Origin of the sequence: Croceicoccus ponticola (assembly GCF_004004515.1) — a bacterium.
In the GTDB taxonomy this organism is placed as follows: domain Bacteria; phylum Pseudomonadota; class Alphaproteobacteria; order Sphingomonadales; family Sphingomonadaceae; genus Croceicoccus; species Croceicoccus ponticola.
Window position 1 is genome coordinate 14,306 of sequence record NZ_RXOL01000003.1, and the last position, 18,839, is coordinate 33,144.

The window sequence follows — 18,839 nt, forward strand, 5'->3', positions numbered from 1 at the left end:
TCGGGGATTTCTTGGCTCGCGGCGTACATAGTCTCTTTTGAAACCGGAATCACGCGGTTATCAGAAAGCCGCTCTATCGCCGTTGCAGTTAGGCATGAGCGGTGCGATAGGCAAGCCATGCCGCCCGGATTGCAGAGCCACCCCAACATGTTCGACTCCGCCCGAAATGCCGCCGATGCGGACGTGTGCCGCACTCGCGTGCCGCGCGGCCTGCCGCTGCTGGCGCTGGCGATCTCGCTCGCCCTTGCGCCTGCGTTCGCCGAAAAGGCAGCGGCGCAACAGTCCGATTTCTTCTGGACCGACGGCAAGAACCCCGAACCAGAGCCGGTCGAACCCTTTCTGATCGATGCCCCGGAAGACAGCGATTCCATCGGGTTCGAGGCCGATTCTCTCGATTACGACGCGGACAACGATACGGTTACCGCGGCAGGCAATGTTGTCCTGCGCCGCACCGAACAGCAGCTTTCCGCCGATACGGTCACGTGGAACCGCACATCGGGCGAAATCGTCGCCAGCGGCAATATTCGCCTGCGCGATGCGGACGGCAACGTCATCTATACCGACCGGCTCGAGCTGGACGACGAACTGCGCGCCGGCGCGCTGGAAAACATGCTGCTCGTCATGGACGGGGGTGCGCGGCTGGCGGCGCGCGATGGCACCCGGGCCGAAGACGGCTCGATCATGCTCGACTACGCGGCCTACAGCGCCTGTGCGATCGAAACACCCGGCGGCTGTCCGCGCGAGCCGAGCTGGCGCATCACGGCCAAGCGCGTGCGATACGATCCCGACACGAAGACGGTCAATTTCCGCGGTGCCCGGCTCGAAATGTTCGGTGCGCCGATCCTGCCGCTGCCCGGACTTACGGTCCGAACCGACGGGCGGCCGGTGTCGGGCTTCGGTACGCCCAACCTGCGCTTTTCGGATTCGAACGGCGTCGAGGTGATCGGCGAATATTATTGGCGTCTCGCCGAAAACCGCGAAGTGACGCTGGGCGCGAACGTCTATACCGATGTGCTGCCACTGATATCCGGACAGTACAAGGCGCTGACCGAGGATGGTGCCTATCAGGTGACCGGCTACCTCACGAACAGTTCGCGCATCCCGATTGGTTCTCCAACGTCGTCCATCGACAGTGAAAATGACTTGCGCGGCTATCTTGACACGAATGGCCGTTTCCAGCTGGACCCTAACTGGTCGATTTCCCATTCGCTGCGGTTCGCCAGCGATCGTACATTCCTGCGCCGCTACGACATCAGCCGCGACGACCGGCTGCGTTCGACGATCCAGGCCGAACGCATCGACGAAGACAGCTATCTCAACATCGCTGGCTGGGCGACGCAGAGCTTGCGGCAGGGCGAAGATCAAGGGCTGGTGCCATTTGCGCTGCCGCTGGTCGATTACCGCCGCCGCCTCGACGAATCAGTGCTGGGGGGGCGCATCACGCTTCAGGCCAATTCGCTGCTGCTGCAACGCGACGAAGGGCAGGACACGCGGCGCGCCTTTGCCGCAGCGACGTGGAACTTGCGCAAGCTGACCGGTCTGGGCCAGGAAATCGTCTTCACCGCGCTGGGCCGCGCGGATGTCTATCATTCGAGCGAAAACGAACTCACCACGGTCGACTTCTATCGCGGCGATCCGGGCTGGCAGGCGCGCGGCATCGCGATCGGTGCGATCGACATGAAATGGCCGTTGGTGGGCGGATTGCTGGGCGGCCAGCAGGTGCTGACCCCGCGCGTCCAGTTCACTGCGAGCCCGCCGATCCGCAACCTTTCGATTCCGAACGAAGATGCGCGGGCGGTCGACCTCGAAGATTCGAACCTCTTCGCGTTAAGCCGCTTTCCGGGCTACGACCGCGTCGAAGACGGAGCGCGTGTCACGTATGGCCTCGACTGGCGATGGTTGGCGCCGGGTTGGCGCATCACGACGAACGTCGGGCAAAGCTACCGTTTGTCCAGCCAGAACGACATCCTGCCCGATGGCACCGGGCTCAGTTCGCAAACGTCGGACATCGTCGGCCGAACCGAAGTGCGCTGGAAGGATTTCGTTTCATTCACCCACCGGTTCCGGTTGGACAAGGACCACCTTTCGCCCCGCCGGACCGAAGCCGACCTTACCGTCGGATCGCGCAGCACCTACGTCGAAGCGGGCTATTTGCGGCTGGACCGCAACATCCCCGACACGCTCGAAGACCTTCGCGACCGCGAGGAATTGCGCCTCGCCGCCCGGGTCGCTTTTGCCAATTACTGGTCGGTGTTTGGATCGACCGTCATCAACCTGACCGACCGCAGCGAGGATCCGACGCTCACGTCCGACGGGTTCGACCCGCTGCGCACGCGGCTTGGCGTCGCATACGAAGACGACTGCATGCAGATCGCGCTGACCTGGCGCGACGATCGCTTTACCGCGGGCGACGCGCAGCGGGGCAACACGTTCCTGTTCCGCTTCCGGTTGAAGAACATCGGCATGCGTTAAGGCAACGGCGGCAGCGGCTTTTGTGCGGTTTTTCGACCCGCGCGGCGGTGTTGCTGTTGCCCTTGGCGCAGGTGCCCCCTAAACGCCTGTGCGACAAGGGGGCGCCGTCTGGCTCAGCTATCGTTAAGCCGGGCCCCGCCATGCGCACCTCTAACGTGGCCGCTGCTTATCGCGCGGTGAAAGGATGTCAGGCTAGTATATGAGCAAGGTTGCAACGACCTCGGGCGATTTCGGGACCATGGGTGGCAAGGTCGCCCGGCTTGCGGGCCGCGTCGGCCTCGCGCTCGGCGCGGGCGCGCTTGTCGCATCGCCGCTTGCGGCTCAGGGCCAGACCGCAGCGGCACAGGCCGCGAACCAGGAAGATCCCGGCGCTAGCGCCGACCTGAACCTGCCCGCCAATGCATCGACCTTCGGCAGGGTGGATGCCAACCAGTTTCGCGGCGCGACCGCCATCGTCAATGGCGCGATCATCACCGGCACCGATATCGAACAGCGGCTTGCGCTGGTCATGGCTGCCAACAAGAACGAGATCGGCGCCGAAGAACTCGCCCGCCTTCGTGCGCAGGTCCTGTCGAACCTGATCGACGAAACGCTACAGATCCAGGAAGCCGAAGCATCCGACGTCGGCGTCGGCGACGCCGAGGTGGAGGCAACCTACAATCGCGTCTCGCAGCAAAACTTCGGCATGACGCCCGAACAGCTCGACGCCTATCTCGCTTCGGTCAAGTCGTCGCCCGCTTCGATGAAGCGGCAGATCAAGGGCGAACTGTCGTGGCAGCGCATCCTGCGCCGCAACATCGCGCCGTTCATCAACGTGTCCGAAGAAGAAGTGAACGAACGGCTTGAACGGCTAAAGGCGGACAAGGGCACCGAGGAATATCGCCTCGGCGAAATCTTTATCGCCGCAACCGCCGAGACCAAGCCGCAGGCTCGCCAGCAGGCCCAGCAGATCATGGAACAGCTGCGCCAGGGCGGCAGCTTCGTGGCTTATGCCCGCCAGTTCAGCCAGGCATCGACAGCGGCGGTCGGCGGCGACCTGGGCTGGGTCCGCACGGCGCAGCTTCCGCCTGAACTGGCCGAAGCGGCCAGCGCCATGAATTCGGGCCAGCTGGTCGGTCCGGTCGAATTGCGCGGCGGCTTTTCGCTCCTGTACCTCATCGACAAGCGCAAGGTGCTGATGGCCGACGAGCGCGAAGCATTGCTGAGCCTGAAGCAGATTTCGATCAGCTTCCCTGCCGGAACCACAGCCAAGCAGGCGGAGGCCAAAGCCAAGAAGTTTGCCGAGGACGTGAAGCAGATATCGGGTTGCGGAGCGGCCGAAACAGGCGCCGCCGCCATTGGCGCAGAGATCGTCAGCAACGACAACATCCGCGTCAAGGATCTGCCGCCGCAATTGCAGGACACGTTGCTCGCGCTGCCGCAGGGCGGGATCACCCAGCCGTTCGGCTCGGCCGAAGAAGGCGTGCGTGTGCTGATGCTGTGCGGACGCACCGATCCGCAGATGGCGGGCGGCCCGACCTTCGACGAACTGATGGCACAGGTCGAGGATGAGCGCGTCAACAAGCGCGCCCAGATCTACTTGCGCGACCTGCGTCGCGACGCGGTTATCGAGTACAACTGAGCCGATGGTATCGATACAGTGACGGTCCGGGGCCCGCTCGTCGCCTCTTCCGGCGATCCGGCGGGCGTCGGGCCCGAATTGTTGGCAAAGGCTTGGCTGACGCGGGCCGATCATGACCTTGCGCCCTTCGCCGTCGTCGCCAGCCTGTCACACATGCAGTCGGTTGCCGGCGCAATACCGGTTCGCGCCATCACGGACCTTTCCCAGGCCGCTGACTTGTTCGGCGCTGCGCTTCCGGTGCTCGATCTCGGGCCGCTGGACCAGACGCCGGGCATGCCTACGCACGAAGGCGCGCGCATGGCCTTGGCTTCGCTCGAACGCGCGACCGCGCTGACCGTAGCGGGAGAGGCGAGCGCGCTCGTCACCGGCCCGATTGCCAAGGCGGAATTGCAGAAAATCGGTTTTTCGCATCCCGGACAGACCGAATTCGTCGCTGCCGCCTGCGGCATCGCGGCCGACGATGCGGTGATGATGCTGGCCGGACCGTCGCTTAGGGTCGTGCCGATGACCGTCCATGTCGCGCTCGCTGCCGTACCGAACCTTTTGACCATCGACCTGATCGCGCGGCGCATCCGCATCGCGGCACGGGCTTTGCAGCGCGATTTCGGGCTGGCCCGGCCGCGCATCGCGGTGGCGGGGCTGAATCCCCATGCGGGAGAGCAAGGCCGCATGGGCGACGAGGAAATCCGTGTCATCGCACCGGCGGTCGAGCAATTGCGTGCCGAAGGGATGGGCGTCACCGGTCCCTTGGCGGGCGACACGATGTTCCATGCAGAGGCGCGCGAACGCTACGACCTTGCCGTGTGCATGTACCACGACCAGGCGCTGATCCCCTTGAAGGCGCTTGATTTCAATGCCGGGGTCAACGTGACGCTCGGCCTTCCGATCATCCGCACTTCGCCCGATCACGGCACCGCCTTTGCGCTCGCCGGTACTGGCCGCGCCAGCGCCGGGCCGACCGTCGCGGCAATCCGCATGGCCGCCGACTGCGCCGCGCGTCGGGCGAACTTCGCATGAGCCTGCCGCCGATCCGCGAGACCATCCGCCAGCACGGTCTTTCCGCGTCAAAGGCGTTGGGGCAGAACTTCCTGCTCGACGAACAACTGCTGGATCGCATCGCAGCCATTCCTGGCGATCTCCACGGGCAAGACGTGCTGGAGATCGGTCCCGGTCCCGGTGGCCTCACCCGCGCGCTGCTTCGCGCAGGGGCAAACGTCACCGCGATCGAAATGGACCGCCGCTGCCTGCCCGCGCTGGCCGAAGTAGAGGCCGCCTTTCCCGGCAAGCTTCGCGTGATCGAAGGCGATGCGATGGGCATCGATCCGGCCACGCTGTTTCCGGGTAACTATGCGATCGTCGCGAACCTGCCCTACAATATCGGCACCGCGCTTTTTACCGGCTGGATGAGCGGACGCGAATGGCCGCCGCAGTGGACTTCGCTGACGCTGATGTTCCAGCAGGAAGTCGCCCAGCGCATCGTCGCCGAACCGGGCGGCGGCATTTATGGCCGATTGTCCATCCTGTCCCAATGGCGTGCCCGTGCCCGCATCGCGATGAAGGTGCATCGCAGCGCCTTTACCCCGCCACCAAAAGTGATGAGCGCGATCGTGTCTGTCGTGCCGATCCCCGCACCGCCGGGTGTCGACAGCCCGGTGCTGGAGGCTGTCACCGAGGCTGCGTTTGGCCAACGTCGCAAGATGCTGCGCCAGAGCCTGAAACGCCTTCCCGGCGCGCTCGATGCGCTCGCCGCGCTTGGCATAGACGATACGCGGCGGGCGGAAACGCTGTCCGTCGGGGAATTCGTCGCGATCGCGGAACGTCTGTCGGCCTGATACACCGTCAGGCCGGCGGCAATCGGCGCTAGGCCGCGACACTTTCCATGCGGACGCAGTGCCCTTCCTCCTGCGGGCAGATCGCATAAGTCGCACCGGCTTGGCAGGCAAAAGCCTGCATCAAACCCGCGCCCATCCCGTTGGTGGACTTCCCGCCTGCGACATTGGTGCCGTCGCCCAAACCTATGCCGTTATCCCGAACGGAGACCGACCAGTCCGCATCGCCACGTGCGAACGCGACCTCGACCCGGCCGACGCGCCCTTCGGGAAAGGCGTATTTGGCGCAGTTGGTCAGCGCCTCGTTCACGAAAAGGCCGATTGCCACCGCAACCTGCCGCGGCAGGATGCAGGGTTCGACGTGACAAGTGACCTGCACCCCATCGTCGAACGCACCGTCGTGCATATGACCGACGACTTCGTGCAGATAGTTTTCCATCTCGACACTCGCGCCCTCGCCCTGACTGTCGACCAGATTGGCATAGGCGCGGGCAAACGTATGAACCCGGCCCGTCGCCTGCTCGATCGCATCGGCCACCGCCGCATCGGACGTGCGCCGTTTCTGTAGTTCCAGCAGGCTGGCGACGAGCGCGAAGTTATTCTTCGTACGATGCTCAAGCTCGGCCAGCAGCATGCCGCGCCGCTCGATTTCGGCATCGCGAGCGATGGCCGCGCCCTTTACCGCACGGCGGAACGCTTCGGCAAAAACCGCAACGACGGCGACCGAAATGAGGTTGATGGCGACGCGCGATGCATCGTTCGGCACCTCGAATTCGAAGCTGCCAACGGTGGGCAGGACATACCACCATGCCCAGAAGAAACTGATCAGATACGCGACCAACCCGCCGCGCCAGTGCCCGAACAAGGTGGCGATCAGCACCGTGGGATAGACGAGCGCGAAGGGGCCCGACGACGGTGCGATGACATCGACGAGGCTGCGCAACCCAATCATGGTCAGGGCGCACACCAGCCCGAAAAGCGCTTCGGCGGCCAGCCGAACGGCAGGCGAGCGAAAACGCGAACTTACGTCGTAACTGGCAAGACGATGCATTGCGACCCTCGCATCGAAGCTTTGGGGTCGCCCCCCGGGATAGCCGCACGATATGCGAAGACGGCCAATCCCGGGATTATAGACTAAACATCAGTATCAGGACAAGAATTTCTCGGAACGGGCGCTCATGCCCCGGCGGCGTTGCGTTCCTTCTTCACCCGGCGCCATGCATGAAGCAGCGGTTCGGTATATCCCGACGGCTGCTCCAGACCCTTGAACACAAGATCTTTGGCCGCCTGGAACGCGCAGCCGTCCTCGTTCCCGACAAGCGGTTCGTAGGCGGGATCGCCCGCGTTCTGCGCATCGACCTTGGCGGCCATGCGGCGCATCGCGTCCATCACCTGGTCTTCGGTGACGACACCGTGCAGCAGCCAGTTGGCCATGTGCTGGCTGGAAATGCGCAAGGTCGCGCGGTCTTCCATCAGCCCGACGTCGTTGATGTCCGGCACCTTGGAACAGCCGACACCCTGATCGATCCAGCGTACGACATAGCCCAGCAGCCCTTGCGCATTGTTGTCGAGCTCCTCGCGCAGTTCTTCTTCCGACCAGTTGACGCCATCGGCCAGGGGCACGGTCAGCAGTCGGTCGAGCGAGGGTACGCCCTGTGCGGCGATCGCGTCACGCAGGGCGAACACGTCGACCTGATGATAGTGCAGCGCGTGCAGCGTCGCGGCAGTCGGGGACGGAACCCAAGCGGTGTTCGCCCCTGTCATCGGATGGCCGATCTTTTCGACCAGCATTTGCCCCATGCGATCGGGCGCGGCCCACATGCCCTTGCCGATCTGCGCCTTCCCCGACAGTCCGTGCTTCAGCCCAATGGCGACGTTGCGCTTTTCATACGCGTCGATCCAGTCGCTGCCCTTCATCGCGCCTTTGCGGATCATCGGCCCGGCCTGCATCGAGGTGTGCATCTCGTCGCCGGTGCGATCAAGGAAGCCGGTGTTGATGAACACGATGCGGTCCTTCACCGCATGAATGCAGGCAGCGAGATTCGCGGAAGTGCGGCGTTCTTCGTCCATCACGCCAACTTTGATCGTGTGGCGTGCAAGGGCGAGCAGGTCTTCGACCGCGTCGAACAGGTCGTTGGTGAACGCGCATTCTTCGGGTCCATGCATCTTGGGCTTCACGATGTAGATCGATCCGGTGCGGCTGTTGCGGAACTTGCCCAGCCCTTCGAGATCGTGGCACGAGCAGGCGCTGGTGATCACCGCGTCCATGATGCCTTCGGGAATCTCGCTGCCGTCTGGCAGCAGGATCGCCGGGTTGGTCATCAGGTGGCCGACATTGCGCACGAACAGCAGGCTGCGGCCCGGCAGGTCGAACGTCTTGCCATCCGGCAGCGCATAAGTGCGATCCGGCTCCAGGGCGCGGGTCAGCGTCTGGCCGCCCTTCTGGAATTCCGCCGTCAGCGTCCCGCGCATCAGGCCCAGCCAGTTGGCATAGGCTTCGCGCTTGTCCTCGGCATCCACGGCCGCGATCGAATCTTCCATGTCGACGATGGATGTCAGTGCCGATTCCAGCACGATGTCCGAAATGCCCAGCGGATCGGTGGCGCCAACGGGATGATTGCGGTCAACATGGATTTCGATGTGCAGGCCGTTGTGCTTGAACATCACGCCTTCGGCCCCGCCGGTCAGCGTGGCGAACGGGTGCGGGCAATCGCCACCGCTCAGCGCCGCTTCCCAGCCGGGCAGCGCATCATTCATGAACTTTCGCCCCGCCGCGACCACCGCCGCGCCGCGCGCCGGGTCGTACTCCTTGCCGGTTGCGGGCGGCGTATCCGGCAGCGCGTCGGTGCCGTAGAACGCATCGTAAAGGCTGCCCCAGCGGGCGTTGGCGGCATTGAGCACGAAGCGCGCGTTAAGGACGGGCACGACCAGCTGCGGCCCGGCCATCGTCGCGATTTCCGCATCGACGTTTTGAGTGCCGATTTCAAAATCGCCCGGTTCGGGGACGAGGTACCCGATCTCGGTCAGGAAAGCCTTGTATTCGGCCATTTCGACCGGCTTGCCGGCACGATCCTGATGCCACGCGTCGATCTTCGACTGCAGCTCATCGCGCTTCGCCAGAAGCTGGCGATTGACCGGCGCGAACTTCGCCAGGAGGCCGGCAAAGCCCTGCCAGAACGCGCGGGCATCCATGCCCAGCGGCGCCAGGACATCGCTCTCCACGAACTGCGCCAACGCAGTCTCGACCAGGAGCCCTGCTTTTTCAACGCGATCAACCATAAACCTGCCTGCCTTTTGTTCGAATTGAAATCACGACCCTTCGCACGCGCGGATCGCAAAAATCGATCCGAACGCTCGTCGGGGAGGGAGGATGTAGATTCGCCGGGCCGGCTCATGCCAAGCACGGCGGACGCTGGCAAGCACTACCATCGGACGGGCCGGCGCGTTAGGGTCAGCACGCGGTGTTGGCAAAACCTGTCCACGACCGCTAGGGATCGTTGCCGATGAAACCTGATGCAACCGACGTGATCGAATTGACACCCGAAACCCGCGCGATGCTCGATCGCGTGGATGCGTCGGCAATGCTGCGGCGGACGCTGGAGTGGAGCGCGATCCAGACCGGCACCGGCAACCTGGCGGGCCTCGGCATTCAGACGCAGGCGCTGGCCGACGCTTTTTCGGCCCTGCCCGGCGAGGTGCGGCTGGAGGCTGCCGCGCCGGTGTCCGCCATTGATGCCGACGGGCGCGAGGTCGCGATCGAACGCGGGCGCAACGTGGTGCTTTCCGTCAGGCCGACATCGGAGCGACGCATCCTCTTGACCGGACACATGGACACGGTCTTTCCCGCCGACACGAGCTTTGTTGAGACGACCGAGCCTGAGCCCGGCGTGCTGAATGGCCCCGGCCTTGCCGATATGAAGGGCGGTCTTTCCGTGATCCTTGAGGCGCTGACCATGTTCGAAGGCTGCGACGCGGCACAAGCCATCGGCTACGACGTCATGATCAATTCGGACGAGGAAACCGGCAGCGCGGGCAGCGCCGCGCTGATCGAACGGCTGGCTCGCGGCAAGCTGGCGGCGCTTACCTACGAACCGTCTACCGAATCCGACGGCACGTTCGCCGGCGCGCGCGGCGGTTCGGGCAATTACAGCGTGATCGTCACCGGCCGGTCTGCCCACGCCGGGCGCAACCCTCAGGACGGACGTAATGCCATCGTCGCCGCCGCCGACATCGCGGTGCGGCTGGCGGCGCTGGCCCATGCGGATCTTCCGATCAACCCGGCCCGGATCGAAGGCGGCGCTGCCAACAACGTCGTGCCCGACCACGCGGTGCTGCGCTTCAATATCCGGCCCCGAACCACGGCAGCGGCGGAACGGTTCGTCGTCACGCTGCGCCGAATGCTCGACGAAGTCGCCATCGCGCGCGATGTCGGCGTGCACCTGCATGGCGGCATCTCGCGTCCGCCCAAGCCGGTCGACCAACGCGCGGCCCGCCTGTTCGAAACAGTCCGCGAATGCAGCGAACGACTTGGCCTGCATTACGCGCGCAAGGATTCGGGCGGCGTATGCGACGGAAACAATATCGCCGCCTGCGGCATCCCCGTGGTTGACACCATGGGCGTGCGCGGCGGGTCCATCCATTCGCATCAGGAGTTCATGATCGTGGACTCGCTGGCCGAACGCGCGCAACTCTCCGCTCTCGTGCTGCATCGCCTTGCGACCGGCGCGCTCGACAAGGGACGCTGATCCAGCACATGACTTACGTAATACGCCCGGCCCGCGCCGACGACTTGGAAGCGATGTACGAAATGGCCAAGCTGACGGGAGGCGGCTTTACCAACCTGCCTGCCAACCGTCCGGCGCTGTCGGCTAAATTGCAGCGAACAGAGGACGCACTTGCCCGCGACGAAGACAGCGTGGGCGACGACCTGTTCGTGATGATGCTGGAAGATGTCGAGACCGGCGCAATCCGCGGCACGTGCCAGATTTTTAGCCAGATCGGCAGATCGTGGCCGTTCTATTCGTACCGGATCACCAGCCACACTGCATACTCGCGCGAGCTGGACCGAACGTTTCGCAACCGGTCGTTGCAGTTGGTCACCGATCTTGAAGGATCGAGCGAGGTGGGTGGGCTGTTCCTGCATCCGTCGGCCCGCGCCGGTGGTCTTGGCATGTTGCTGGCGCGCAGCCGGTACATGTTCATCGCGATGCACCGCGCACGCTTTTCCGACCGCATCCTTGCCGAACTGCGGGGCATCGTCGATGCAAACGGCAATTCGCCGTTCTGGGACGGTGTCGCCGGGCGATTTTTCGGCATGAATTTCCGCGAGGCAGATGATTTCAACGCGCTGAACGGCAACCAGTTCATCGCCGACCTGATGCCCAAGCAACCGGTCTATGTCGCAATGATCAGTGACGAAGCGCGCAGCGCCATCGGCGTGCCCCACAAGACCGGCCGCCCTGCGATGCGCATGCTGGAGGAAGAAGGGTTTGCTTGGGAAAACTACATCGACATCTTCGACGGCGGACCGACGATGACCGCGCGGACCGACAATGTCCGCACCATCTCCTCTGCCGCACAGGCGATCGTTGCCCCCGACGCCGCCGACCATGGCATGAAGGCGCTCGTCGCGCGGGGACGACTGGCGGACTTCCGTTGCACGATGGGTGATGTCGAAGTCCGCGCCGACGGCACGCTGGCAATCGACCAAGCGGCGGGCGACGCGCTGCATGCACAGCCTGGCGATACCGTAAGCTGGGCAGCGCGCTGATGGGCGGGAACGAAAACCTCGTCGAAATCAATTTCGACGGCATCGTTGGGCCGAGCCACAATTACTCCGGCCTCAGCCTCGGCAACCTGGCCGCGACGAAAAGCGCGGGGAAAATCGCTTATCCCCGGGCCGCCGCGCTGCAGGGTCTCGCCAAGATGCGGCACAACATGGCGCTGGGGCTGACGCAGGGGTTCCTGCTGCCCCTGCCCCGCCCCAACACGCAGTTCCTGTCCGACATGTCTGTCGACGTTGACGCAGACCCCGCGCTTACCGCCATGGCATGGTCGGCCAGTTCGATGTGGACCGCCAACGCCGCGACCGTCAGCCCCGCGCCCGATACGGCCGATGGTCGGTGCCATCTTTCGGTTGCGAACCTCGTCACGATGCCGCACCGTTCCATCGAATGGGCCGATACGCTGGCGCAGCTGCGCGTGGCCTTTGCCGACGAACGTCACTTTGCGGTGCACGGCCCGGTGCCAGCGACCTTTGGCGACGAAGGCGCGGCCAACCACATGCGGATGGGTCAGGCGCATGGCGAACCCTGTGTCGAGATCTTCGTCTATGGCAGGCCCGGCGGCCGGTTCCCCGCGCGCCAGCACGAACAGGCGAGCCGCGCCATCGCGCGCCGCCACGGGCTTGGGCCCGAGCGCAGCTTGTTCATCGAACAGTCCTCTACCGCGATCGAGGCCGGCGCATTTCACAACGATGTCGTTGCCGTCGCCAACGAAAACGTGCTGTTTTGCCACGAACAGGCCTTTGCCGACCGGGATGCAGCCTACGCCGCGATCCGCGATGCCGTGCCCGGGGCGGAAATCGTCGAAGTACCCGCCAGCGCCGTCAGCCTTGAGGAAGCGATCTCCAGCTACCTGTTCAATGCGCAGCTGCTCACCCTGCCCGATGGCTCCATGGGTCTGGTAGTCCCCGGCGAATGCGTCGAAAGCCCTTCCGTCAGCGGCTGGTTGGATCGGATGCAAAGCGGCAATGGCCCGATCCGTCGGGTGCTGCCCGTCGACGTGCGCCAATCGATGGCCAACGGCGGCGGCCCGGCCTGTCTGCGTCTGCGCGTGGTGGCCGATCCGGCGACGGTCGATTCGCGTTTCCTGCTCGACGCCGAAAAGCTCGATTCGATTGCGACAATCGTGGAAGAATATTGGCCCGAGACCATCGATCCTACGCTAATCGGCAGCTTCGAACTTAGCGAACAGGTGGAGAAAGCACGAATTTTTCTTCTGCAATCCCTGAACCTTAACGAATTAGGTTAACGCTTTTGCTTCGGAACTTACTAGCGGTTACTGTTTTCTTAACGTGAAGGCTCGGCAGTCGGGTCGATCGGACGCAGAAGAAGGTAACCGCCGCGTGTTCCTCGCCAAGTGCAAGAAGCTGGGACGCTTGTTTGTCATCAAGACGCGCCTCGAAGTGTTCATGGTGATTTACGCACTCGCACTTGGTGCAATCGAACGGGGCACGACCTATCTCGGCCAATATCCCGGCATTGGCGGAAAACTGCTGTTCCTTGCCTGCACCGGTTCCGTGTTCATGGCCGGGGCCAAGATGCTCGACTGCGTCCGCCACGAAAAAGGTTCTCCTCAGGACAAGGCAATGCCCGCCGAAACCTGAGATCGATCGAGAAGTCACTAGCAAAATCGTGGGGCGGTTCCTGGTGGAATCGCCCCCTTTTTATGTTCACCCACCACCCAAAGCATGTTCTTCGGCGGTGACGGGATCGCCCTTAGACGGGGCTTGCTGCCAAGCGCCGACGATCCAGACAGTTGAAAGAACGATGATCGCCAGCAGGATGCTGAACAACAGGACATAGCGCATGATATGCGGCGTTTCGCCGCCACGCGCTTCGTCCGTCGGAATGTGCACTTCTTCGCCGATTCTCTCCATCGCGTACGCTCCGCTCATACGCGGCCCGGCATAGCGGCGGGGCGAACCGGCCGTAGGGTTGCACGGATTCGCGCGAGTTTCGCGGAGCGGGCCGCTATCATTGGCTGCCGGTCACGCATTCGCGAGGCAGCAACGGCACCATACCACGCGATGTCGAGTCGGAATAGAAAAGAGGGCGGCGCGGCAATATTCGCGCGCTTGCACGCAAACCTAAGGTGGAAGACTTCTGTTGCTGTCCGCCCGCCCATTATCTTTGGGGGGCTGGACCGTCCGAGTCGACTGCGCCATCAGCCTATCCATCGACGGTAAGGTGGGGGGACTTCTGTTGCTAGCCGCCCCCCGAGGCCCCGGTATCCCTTCTGTTGCCCGGTGGGTCCAACCGCGCTTTGGCTTTGTAAGATCAGGCCGTTAGGCCGTCAGATTACGCTGCGAGAGCGAGTGCTTCGTTATCGTTGGCACTTGTGGGTTTTTGAGCCTTAAACGGGTTACTCAGCCCGGGCAAAAACAGTGCCTTTCAACACACGTCGATCCTGGTTCGGCCCCATGATCCAACCCCACGGCCCCTCCGATAACAAGGGCTTGGCGGGGAAAACTGGTGGAGCCGCCGGGTACTGCCCCCGGGTCCGCTGTGCCTATTGCACACCGCAATTTATCGCCATATCCGGTCGAAACCGGCACGCCCTATATAGCGACCCTTGGCTTAATGTGAAGTGACCAATGGCCGATTTTGAGCGAAGGCGATCACGGCCGCTTCTTCAGTTCGGTCAGGATTTCCTTCAGCGTGTCGAGATGCGGATCGGTTGGCACCGACGGCGTATCGGCCGTCGCCTCGGCAGCCTTCTTCTCCTCCTCCATCGCGTCAATCATCCGGTTGACGCCACGGACCAGCAGGAACAGGGCAAAGGCGATGATGAGGAAATTCAGCATCTGCGTAATCAGATCGCCATATCCGATCATCGGCACGCCCGCTTCCTTCAGCGCGGCATAGTTGTCGAGCGCGCCGTCGTACCCTGCTGGCACGGAGCCCAGCATGATGAACTTGTTCGAAAAGTCGACCGAACCGAACACCGCGCCGATCAGCGGCATGATGATGCTTTCGGTAAGCGATGTCGTGATCTTGCCGAATGCCGCGCCGATGATGACGCCGACAGCCAGGTCGAGGACATTTCCCCGCGCGATGAATTTTCTGAACTCGCCGAACATGTGCTTGCCCCTTCAACGCTTGCGATCCCTCGCCGCCATCCTGCCCATGGATCTTCGTCAGGCAAGCCTTGGTTCATGACTATCCCCGAAACGTCCGCTTCCTGTTGCAGCGTTTCGAAAGCGCCTTATACTGCTAATACACCGTCGGCATCGCCAGACGCCTTTGCCGCGGGCCTGAATTCAAGAGGATACTGATCGCATGACCACCAGCTCCATTACTCGCGCTGTCAGGCTTGCCGTCGCCGGCCTTGCTGCGCTGACCCTTTCTGCATGCGGCATCAATTCCGTGCCCACGGCAGAGGAAAACGCCAAGGCTCGTTGGGCCGACGTGCAAAGCGCCTATCAGCGCCGCGCCGATCTGGTCCCCAATTTGGTGTCGACGGTGAAAGCCGCCGCCGCTTCGGAAACGCAGATCCTGACCAACGTGACCGAAGCCCGCGCCCGCGCGACCAGCATCAACATCACGACCGACGATCTGTCCAACCCTGAAGAACTGCGCCGCTTTTCGGAAAGCCAGAACCAGCTGACGCAGGCGCTGGGCCAGCTTCGCACCGTGGTCGAAAACTATCCGCAACTGCAAAGCCAGGCGCGCTTCGCAGATCTGATGGTCCAGCTCGAGGGCGCGGAAAACCAGATCAACGTCGCCCGCGTCCGCTACAATGAAGCGGTGCAGGAATATAACACGACGATCCGCACGTTCCCCGACATCATCGGCGCAAAGATCATCCATGGTGCAAAACCCATGGCTCCGTTCAACGCCGCACCCGACGCACAGGAGGCGCCGACGGTGGATTTCGGCAACATGGGTGGCGAACCGGCCCCGGCGGCCAATGACAATGCGCCTGTTGCCGACCAGCCAGCCGCTGCCGCCAACTGAGCCAATGGTGCGCATCCTGATCCGCTTCCTCGCGCTTTGCGCCCTGTTGGCCGGTGTCTTGTCGGCGCCGGCCTTCGCGGCCTATCCCGCGCCGCCCGAAGGCCCGATTCTCGACGCTGCCGGGATCATCCCGGATGCTGACGAAGCGGCGATGGACGCGCGCCTTCGCGAATATAACGAACGGACGGGTCGCGCCGTCGTGGTGGCCACCGTCAATGGCCTCGATGGCGAAACGATCGAGATGTACGCTGCCAACATGTTCGAGGAATGGGGCATCGGCGGCGCCAAGTCGGATCAGGGCCTGCTGTTGCTGGTCGCGCCCAACGAACGCAAGGTGCGGATAGAAGTCGGATATGGCCTGACCCCCATCTTCCCGGATGTTCTGGCGGGCCGGGTCGTGCGCAACCAGATCCTGCCCGCGTTCAAGGCGGGCGATTATGCTGGCGGCATCAATGCGGGGCTGGACGAAGTGATCGCACAGCTGGACCGCACCCCGGCAGACGCCAAGGCAGTCGCCGAGGCCGCTGCTGCGGCTGAAAAGGCGGAGGCAGAACAGGGCAGTCCCAGTTTTGCCGGGATCGGTTTCTGGATTGTGCTGATCGTCGTGTTCATGATCCTGTTCGGGCGTGGCGGCGGCGGGCGGCGTTATCAACGCGGTGGCGGCGGCATCAATCCGTGGGTCGTTATGTGGGGCGCCAGCGAACTGGCGCGCCACGCGGGCGGACGCGGATCGGGCGGATTTTCCGGCGGCGGGGGCGGTTTTGGTGGCGGCGGTTTTGGCGGCTTCGGCGGCGGGATGTCCGGCGGCGGCGGCGCGAGCGGGAGCTGGTGATGACCGGAGCGTTCCATGGTTAGGCCGATCTACCTTTCAGACGCCGAACACAGGCAGGTCAGCGAGGCGGTTGCCGCGGCGGAGATGCTCACCTCGGGCGAAATCGTCACGGTGCTGGCCGATCGGTCCGACGGCTATGCCGACATCGCGCTCGCCTGGTCGGCGCTGGCGGCGTTCACCGCGTTGGCGGTCATGGCGTTGTTGCCCGAATTTTATCTGGGCCAATTCGATCGTCTTACCGGAAACTGGAACCCGGAATGGAGCGCGGGCGGAATCTTCGGCATCGCGGCGGCGGTCGGCATACTCAAGTTTCTGGCCGCATGGCTCATCCAGTTGTGGCGACCGGTAAAGTTCGCGCTCATCCCCTCTCCGGTAAAGACCGGCCGCGTGCGCGCTCGTGCGGTGGACCTGTTCAAGGTGGGGGCCGAACGGCGGACGCATGGTCGCACCGGCGTCCTGATCTACCTTTCGATGCGCGAACACCGCGCCGAAATCGTCGCCGACGAAGCGATCGCCACGATGGTAGAGCCCGAAGTGTGGGGCGAGGCGATGGCCGCCATGATCGCGCAAGTGCGCGAAGGCCGCATCGCCGATGGTATAGTCGTGGCCGTGGCCGAAGTCGGCAAGGTCCTGGCCGAAAAGTTTCCGCGCTCCGAAAATGACGTCAACGAAGTTCCCGACAGACTGATCGAACTTTGAGCGATTTGCACGACGACGACCGGCCTGCGCACGATATGCACGATGACGAACACGTGATGTGGGAAGGCCAGTGGATCGTCGCGAAGAAGCGCGGTCGCTGGGAATATGTCAGTCGCGCCCGTTCGATCAGGGCGGCGGTCATCTTGGCCATCGATGACGGGCACGTCCTCTTGGTCGAACAGTTTCGCACGCCGTTGGCGCGTCCTTGCATCGAACTGCCCGCCGGTCTGATCGGAGACGGGGACAATGCTGATGAAGAGCACGCACTCGACGCCGCCGGGCGCGAGCTTGAGGAAGAAACAGGTTATCGCGCCGCAGAACTGATCGACGCGGGCGAATTTTTTTCCAGCCCGGGCATGGTGACGGAAAGCTTCACGCTGGTCATCGCACGTGGTTTGACGAAAGTCGGCGAAGGCGGCGGCACTCACCACGAAGACATCGTGGTCCACCGCGTGCCGTTGAACGGTGTGGAACGCTTCGTCGCCGACCGGCGCGCCGAGGGCAAGGCCATCGACGTTCGGATGCTGATGCTGCTGGCGGGCGGATTACTGGATCGGGCTGCCGCCGCCGACTAGGCGTGGCAACCCTCGATCCGGGAAGCCGTCAGTTCAAACCGATTTGTCGCGCTGCCAGATCGTCACGGGTTCCCGCACATAGCCAAAATCGCCTTCGCCCGACCACGCCCTTCCGTCTGGAAAGCGCAATTCGATGCCGACAAGGTCGCCCTCTTCCGCCAGACGCATGTTGACGCCCATCATCCCGTTCCCGAACTTTGCAACGGCGCTGTCGGTCAGGACGAAATGCGTCGTGCAGCCGCAGTTTGCGCAAAAACGGACTTGCGCCGCCGGATCGCCCTTGTCGGTCCGGCAATATCCGTGGGTCGTTCCAGCGACGCTCGCTTGTGACGGATCCAAATAGGCCCAGCGCGCGCCCGCTTTGCTGCACAGGCTGCAATTGCACTGATTGATGTAATCGGGCCGCGTGGCCAATTCGATGCGGACTTGGCCGCAATGGCACGATAAACTCAACATGGCGACGCCCATGCCCGAAAACGGCACGGCTGTCATGCCTCACGCCGTTCCGGTCTGTCCGACAAGCAGCGACGGATCCACGCCCTCCGCCTGCCACGTCGCGGTCCAGCGAGCATGCCATGGCGTGTCGAACAGGATCGCCTCTCGCCCGTCGGCCGCATACCAGCCGTGGCGGTGCATTTCCTCGTCCAGTTGGCCTTCGCCCCAACCGGCATAGCCCAGCGCCAGCAGCCAGCGTCCCGGACCCGTCCCGCCCGCAATGGCCCGCAGGACCGCAGCAGAACTGGAAAGCGCGCCGAGCGGACCGCCATCCAGCGTGCTTTCATCCCGCCAGTCGGCGCTGTGCAGAACAAAACCGCGCCCCGGTTCGACCGGCCCGCCGTGATGCACTTCGCAATCGGGCGCAACGCCGGGCTCTATGTCCAGTTCGTGCAAGACGTCGTGAAAGCTGATGCCTTCCCGCAGTGCGCCGATGCCGACGCCGAACGCGCCCGCGTCTTCGTGGACATAGATCGGGATCACCGCATGGTCGAAATTGGGATCGCCCATGCCGGGCATCGCCAGCAGGATTCGACCCGTCAGGTATTGCGCTTCGCTCATACCCCCAGGGTAGGC

Annotated in this window: 18 protein-coding genes and 1 other RNA gene; 12 read left to right on the forward strand and 7 right to left on the reverse strand. The window is 63.6% G+C overall.

Annotated features, from left to right (window positions below; genetic code table 11):
• Positions 1 to 147: 147 nt before the first annotated feature.
• The 4 genes from EKN06_RS08065 (at position 148) to rsmA (ending at position 5,925) form a co-directional block, all read left to right on the forward strand.
• Positions 148 to 2,472: an LPS-assembly protein LptD gene (locus EKN06_RS08065; RefSeq protein ID WP_127612415.1), complete on the forward strand. Its 2,325-nt coding sequence runs from the start codon at positions 148 to 150 to the stop codon at positions 2,470 to 2,472.
• 238 nt (positions 2,473 to 2,710) lie between these two features.
• Entirely contained in the window at positions 2,711 to 4,093 is a 1,383-nt protein-coding gene (locus EKN06_RS08070; RefSeq protein WP_127612698.1) for a peptidylprolyl isomerase, read from the forward strand.
• A gap of 18 nt (positions 4,094 to 4,111) precedes the next feature.
• Positions 4,112 to 5,110, forward strand: coding sequence for a 4-hydroxythreonine-4-phosphate dehydrogenase PdxA (pdxA, locus tag EKN06_RS08075; protein WP_127612416.1), 999 nt, complete (start codon positions 4,112 to 4,114; stop codon positions 5,108 to 5,110).
• Positions 5,107 to 5,925, forward strand: a complete 819-nt coding sequence (gene rsmA, locus EKN06_RS08080; protein WP_127612417.1) for a 16S rRNA (adenine(1518)-N(6)/adenine(1519)-N(6))-dimethyltransferase RsmA — start codon at positions 5,107 to 5,109, stop codon at positions 5,923 to 5,925. The genes pdxA and rsmA overlap by 4 nt, the downstream gene beginning before the upstream one ends.
• A 28-nt stretch (positions 5,926 to 5,953) precedes the next feature.
• Here rsmA and EKN06_RS08085 read toward each other — a convergent pair whose 3' ends face one another.
• Positions 5,954 to 6,973, reverse strand: coding sequence for a sensor histidine kinase (locus EKN06_RS08085; protein ID WP_127612418.1), 1,020 nt, complete (start codon positions 6,971 to 6,973; stop codon positions 5,954 to 5,956).
• Positions 6,974 to 7,098: 125 nt separating this feature from the next.
• Positions 7,099 to 9,201: a malate synthase G gene (locus EKN06_RS08090; protein ID WP_127612419.1), complete on the reverse strand. Its 2,103-nt coding sequence runs from the start codon at positions 9,199 to 9,201 to the stop codon at positions 7,099 to 7,101.
• Between the two features lie 224 nt (positions 9,202 to 9,425).
• Between EKN06_RS08090 and EKN06_RS08095 the strand changes: the two genes are divergently transcribed.
• The 4 genes from EKN06_RS08095 to EKN06_RS08110 all read left to right on the forward strand — a co-directional run bounded on the left by EKN06_RS08095 (position 9,426) and on the right by EKN06_RS08110 (position 13,309).
• The gene (locus tag EKN06_RS08095) at positions 9,426 to 10,667 is read left to right on the forward strand and encodes a hydrolase (protein WP_127612420.1); all 1,242 of its coding nucleotides are present in this window, start codon (positions 9,426 to 9,428) and stop codon (positions 10,665 to 10,667) included.
• Positions 10,668 to 10,675: 8 nt separating this feature from the next.
• Positions 10,676 to 11,692, forward strand: a complete 1,017-nt coding sequence (locus tag EKN06_RS08100; RefSeq protein WP_127612421.1) for an arginine N-succinyltransferase — start codon at positions 10,676 to 10,678, stop codon at positions 11,690 to 11,692.
• Complete coding sequence (locus tag EKN06_RS08105) at positions 11,692 to 12,954, forward strand: N-succinylarginine dihydrolase (protein ID WP_127612422.1); 1,263 nt, start codon at positions 11,692 to 11,694, stop codon at positions 12,952 to 12,954. Before EKN06_RS08100 ends, EKN06_RS08105 begins: the two co-directional genes overlap by 1 nt.
• A gap of 94 nt (positions 12,955 to 13,048) precedes the next feature.
• On the forward strand, positions 13,049 to 13,309 hold the full coding sequence (locus tag EKN06_RS08110) for a hypothetical protein (protein WP_338068088.1): 261 nt from the start codon (positions 13,049 to 13,051) through the stop codon (positions 13,307 to 13,309).
• 66 nt (positions 13,310 to 13,375) lie between these two features.
• Here the strand turns inward: EKN06_RS08110 and EKN06_RS08115 are convergent, their stop codons facing one another.
• The 3 genes from EKN06_RS08115 to mscL form a co-directional block, all read right to left on the reverse strand.
• On the reverse strand, positions 13,376 to 13,582 hold the full coding sequence (locus tag EKN06_RS08115) for a hypothetical protein (RefSeq protein ID WP_127612700.1): 207 nt from the start codon (positions 13,580 to 13,582) through the stop codon (positions 13,376 to 13,378).
• Between the two features lie 348 nt (positions 13,583 to 13,930).
• Positions 13,931 to 14,296, reverse strand: a transfer-messenger RNA (tmRNA) gene (gene ssrA / locus EKN06_RS08120).
• Between the two features lie 27 nt (positions 14,297 to 14,323).
• On the reverse strand, positions 14,324 to 14,785 hold the full coding sequence (gene mscL / locus EKN06_RS08125; protein ID WP_127612423.1) for a large conductance mechanosensitive channel protein MscL: 462 nt from the start codon (positions 14,783 to 14,785) through the stop codon (positions 14,324 to 14,326).
• Positions 14,786 to 14,984: 199 nt separating this feature from the next.
• Here mscL and EKN06_RS08130 point away from each other — a divergent pair, with 199 nt between their 5' ends.
• The 4 genes from EKN06_RS08130 to EKN06_RS08145 are packed head-to-tail and all read left to right on the forward strand — an operon-like array spanning position 14,985 to position 17,768.
• A complete protein-coding gene (locus tag EKN06_RS08130) occupies positions 14,985 to 15,662 on the forward strand; it encodes a LemA family protein (protein ID WP_127612424.1) in 678 nt (225 codons plus the stop codon).
• Positions 15,616 to 16,494, forward strand: coding sequence for a TPM domain-containing protein (locus EKN06_RS08135; protein ID WP_240654689.1), 879 nt, complete (start codon positions 15,616 to 15,618; stop codon positions 16,492 to 16,494). Before EKN06_RS08130 ends, EKN06_RS08135 begins: the two co-directional genes overlap by 47 nt.
• 15 nt (positions 16,495 to 16,509) lie before the next feature.
• Positions 16,510 to 17,193 carry a TPM domain-containing protein gene (locus tag EKN06_RS08140; RefSeq protein ID WP_127612425.1) on the forward strand — a complete coding sequence of 228 codons (684 nt, stop codon included), beginning with the start codon at positions 16,510 to 16,512 and terminating at the stop codon, positions 17,191 to 17,193.
• A gap of 35 nt (positions 17,194 to 17,228) precedes the next feature.
• Positions 17,229 to 17,768 (forward strand): NUDIX hydrolase, encoded by a 540-nt coding sequence (locus EKN06_RS08145; RefSeq protein ID WP_127612702.1) that lies wholly within the window; start codon positions 17,229 to 17,231, stop codon positions 17,766 to 17,768.
• Between the two features lie 33 nt (positions 17,769 to 17,801).
• Here EKN06_RS08145 and EKN06_RS08150 read toward each other — a convergent pair whose 3' ends face one another.
• Complete coding sequence (locus tag EKN06_RS08150; protein ID WP_240654690.1) at positions 17,802 to 18,260, reverse strand: GFA family protein; 459 nt, start codon at positions 18,258 to 18,260, stop codon at positions 17,802 to 17,804.
• Positions 18,261 to 18,263: 3 nt separating this feature from the next.
• Positions 18,264 to 18,824, reverse strand: a complete 561-nt coding sequence (locus EKN06_RS08155; RefSeq protein WP_127612426.1) for a YqgE/AlgH family protein — start codon at positions 18,822 to 18,824, stop codon at positions 18,264 to 18,266.
• Positions 18,825 to 18,839 lie beyond the last annotated feature (15 nt).

Bases quoted from the DNA above. Each gene is read 5' to 3' on its own strand.
- EKN06_RS08065 (WP_127612415.1), top strand. From the start codon at position 148: ATGTTCGACTCCGCCCGAAATGCCGCCGATGCGGACGTGTGCCGCACT.
- EKN06_RS08070 (WP_127612698.1), top strand. From the start codon at position 2,711: ATGGGTGGCAAGGTCGCCCGGCTTGCGGGCCGCGTCGGCCTCGCGCTC.
- rsmA (WP_127612417.1), top strand. From the start codon at position 5,107: ATGAGCCTGCCGCCGATCCGCGAGACCATCCGCCAGCACGGTCTTTCC.
- EKN06_RS08085 (WP_127612418.1), bottom strand. From the start codon at position 6,973: ATGCATCGTCTTGCCAGTTACGACGTAAGTTCGCGTTTTCGCTCGCCT.
- EKN06_RS08090 (WP_127612419.1), bottom strand. From the start codon at position 9,201: ATGGTTGATCGCGTTGAAAAAGCAGGGCTCCTGGTCGAGACTGCGTTG.
- EKN06_RS08095 (WP_127612420.1), top strand. From the start codon at position 9,426: ATGAAACCTGATGCAACCGACGTGATCGAATTGACACCCGAAACCCGC.
- EKN06_RS08100 (WP_127612421.1), top strand. From the start codon at position 10,676: ATGACTTACGTAATACGCCCGGCCCGCGCCGACGACTTGGAAGCGATG.
- EKN06_RS08105 (WP_127612422.1), top strand. From the start codon at position 11,692: ATGGGCGGGAACGAAAACCTCGTCGAAATCAATTTCGACGGCATCGTT.
- EKN06_RS08115 (WP_127612700.1), bottom strand. From the start codon at position 13,582: ATGGAGAGAATCGGCGAAGAAGTGCACATTCCGACGGACGAAGCGCGT.
- mscL (WP_127612423.1), bottom strand. From the start codon at position 14,785: ATGTTCGGCGAGTTCAGAAAATTCATCGCGCGGGGAAATGTCCTCGAC.
- EKN06_RS08130 (WP_127612424.1), top strand. From the start codon at position 14,985: ATGACCACCAGCTCCATTACTCGCGCTGTCAGGCTTGCCGTCGCCGGC.
- EKN06_RS08135 (WP_240654689.1), top strand. From the start codon at position 15,616: ATGACAATGCGCCTGTTGCCGACCAGCCAGCCGCTGCCGCCAACTGAG.
- EKN06_RS08140 (WP_127612425.1), top strand. From the start codon at position 16,510: ATGGTTAGGCCGATCTACCTTTCAGACGCCGAACACAGGCAGGTCAGC.
- EKN06_RS08145 (WP_127612702.1), top strand. From the start codon at position 17,229: ATGCACGATGACGAACACGTGATGTGGGAAGGCCAGTGGATCGTCGCG.
- EKN06_RS08150 (WP_240654690.1), bottom strand. From the start codon at position 18,260: ATGACAGCCGTGCCGTTTTCGGGCATGGGCGTCGCCATGTTGAGTTTA.
- EKN06_RS08155 (WP_127612426.1), bottom strand. From the start codon at position 18,824: ATGAGCGAAGCGCAATACCTGACGGGTCGAATCCTGCTGGCGATGCCC.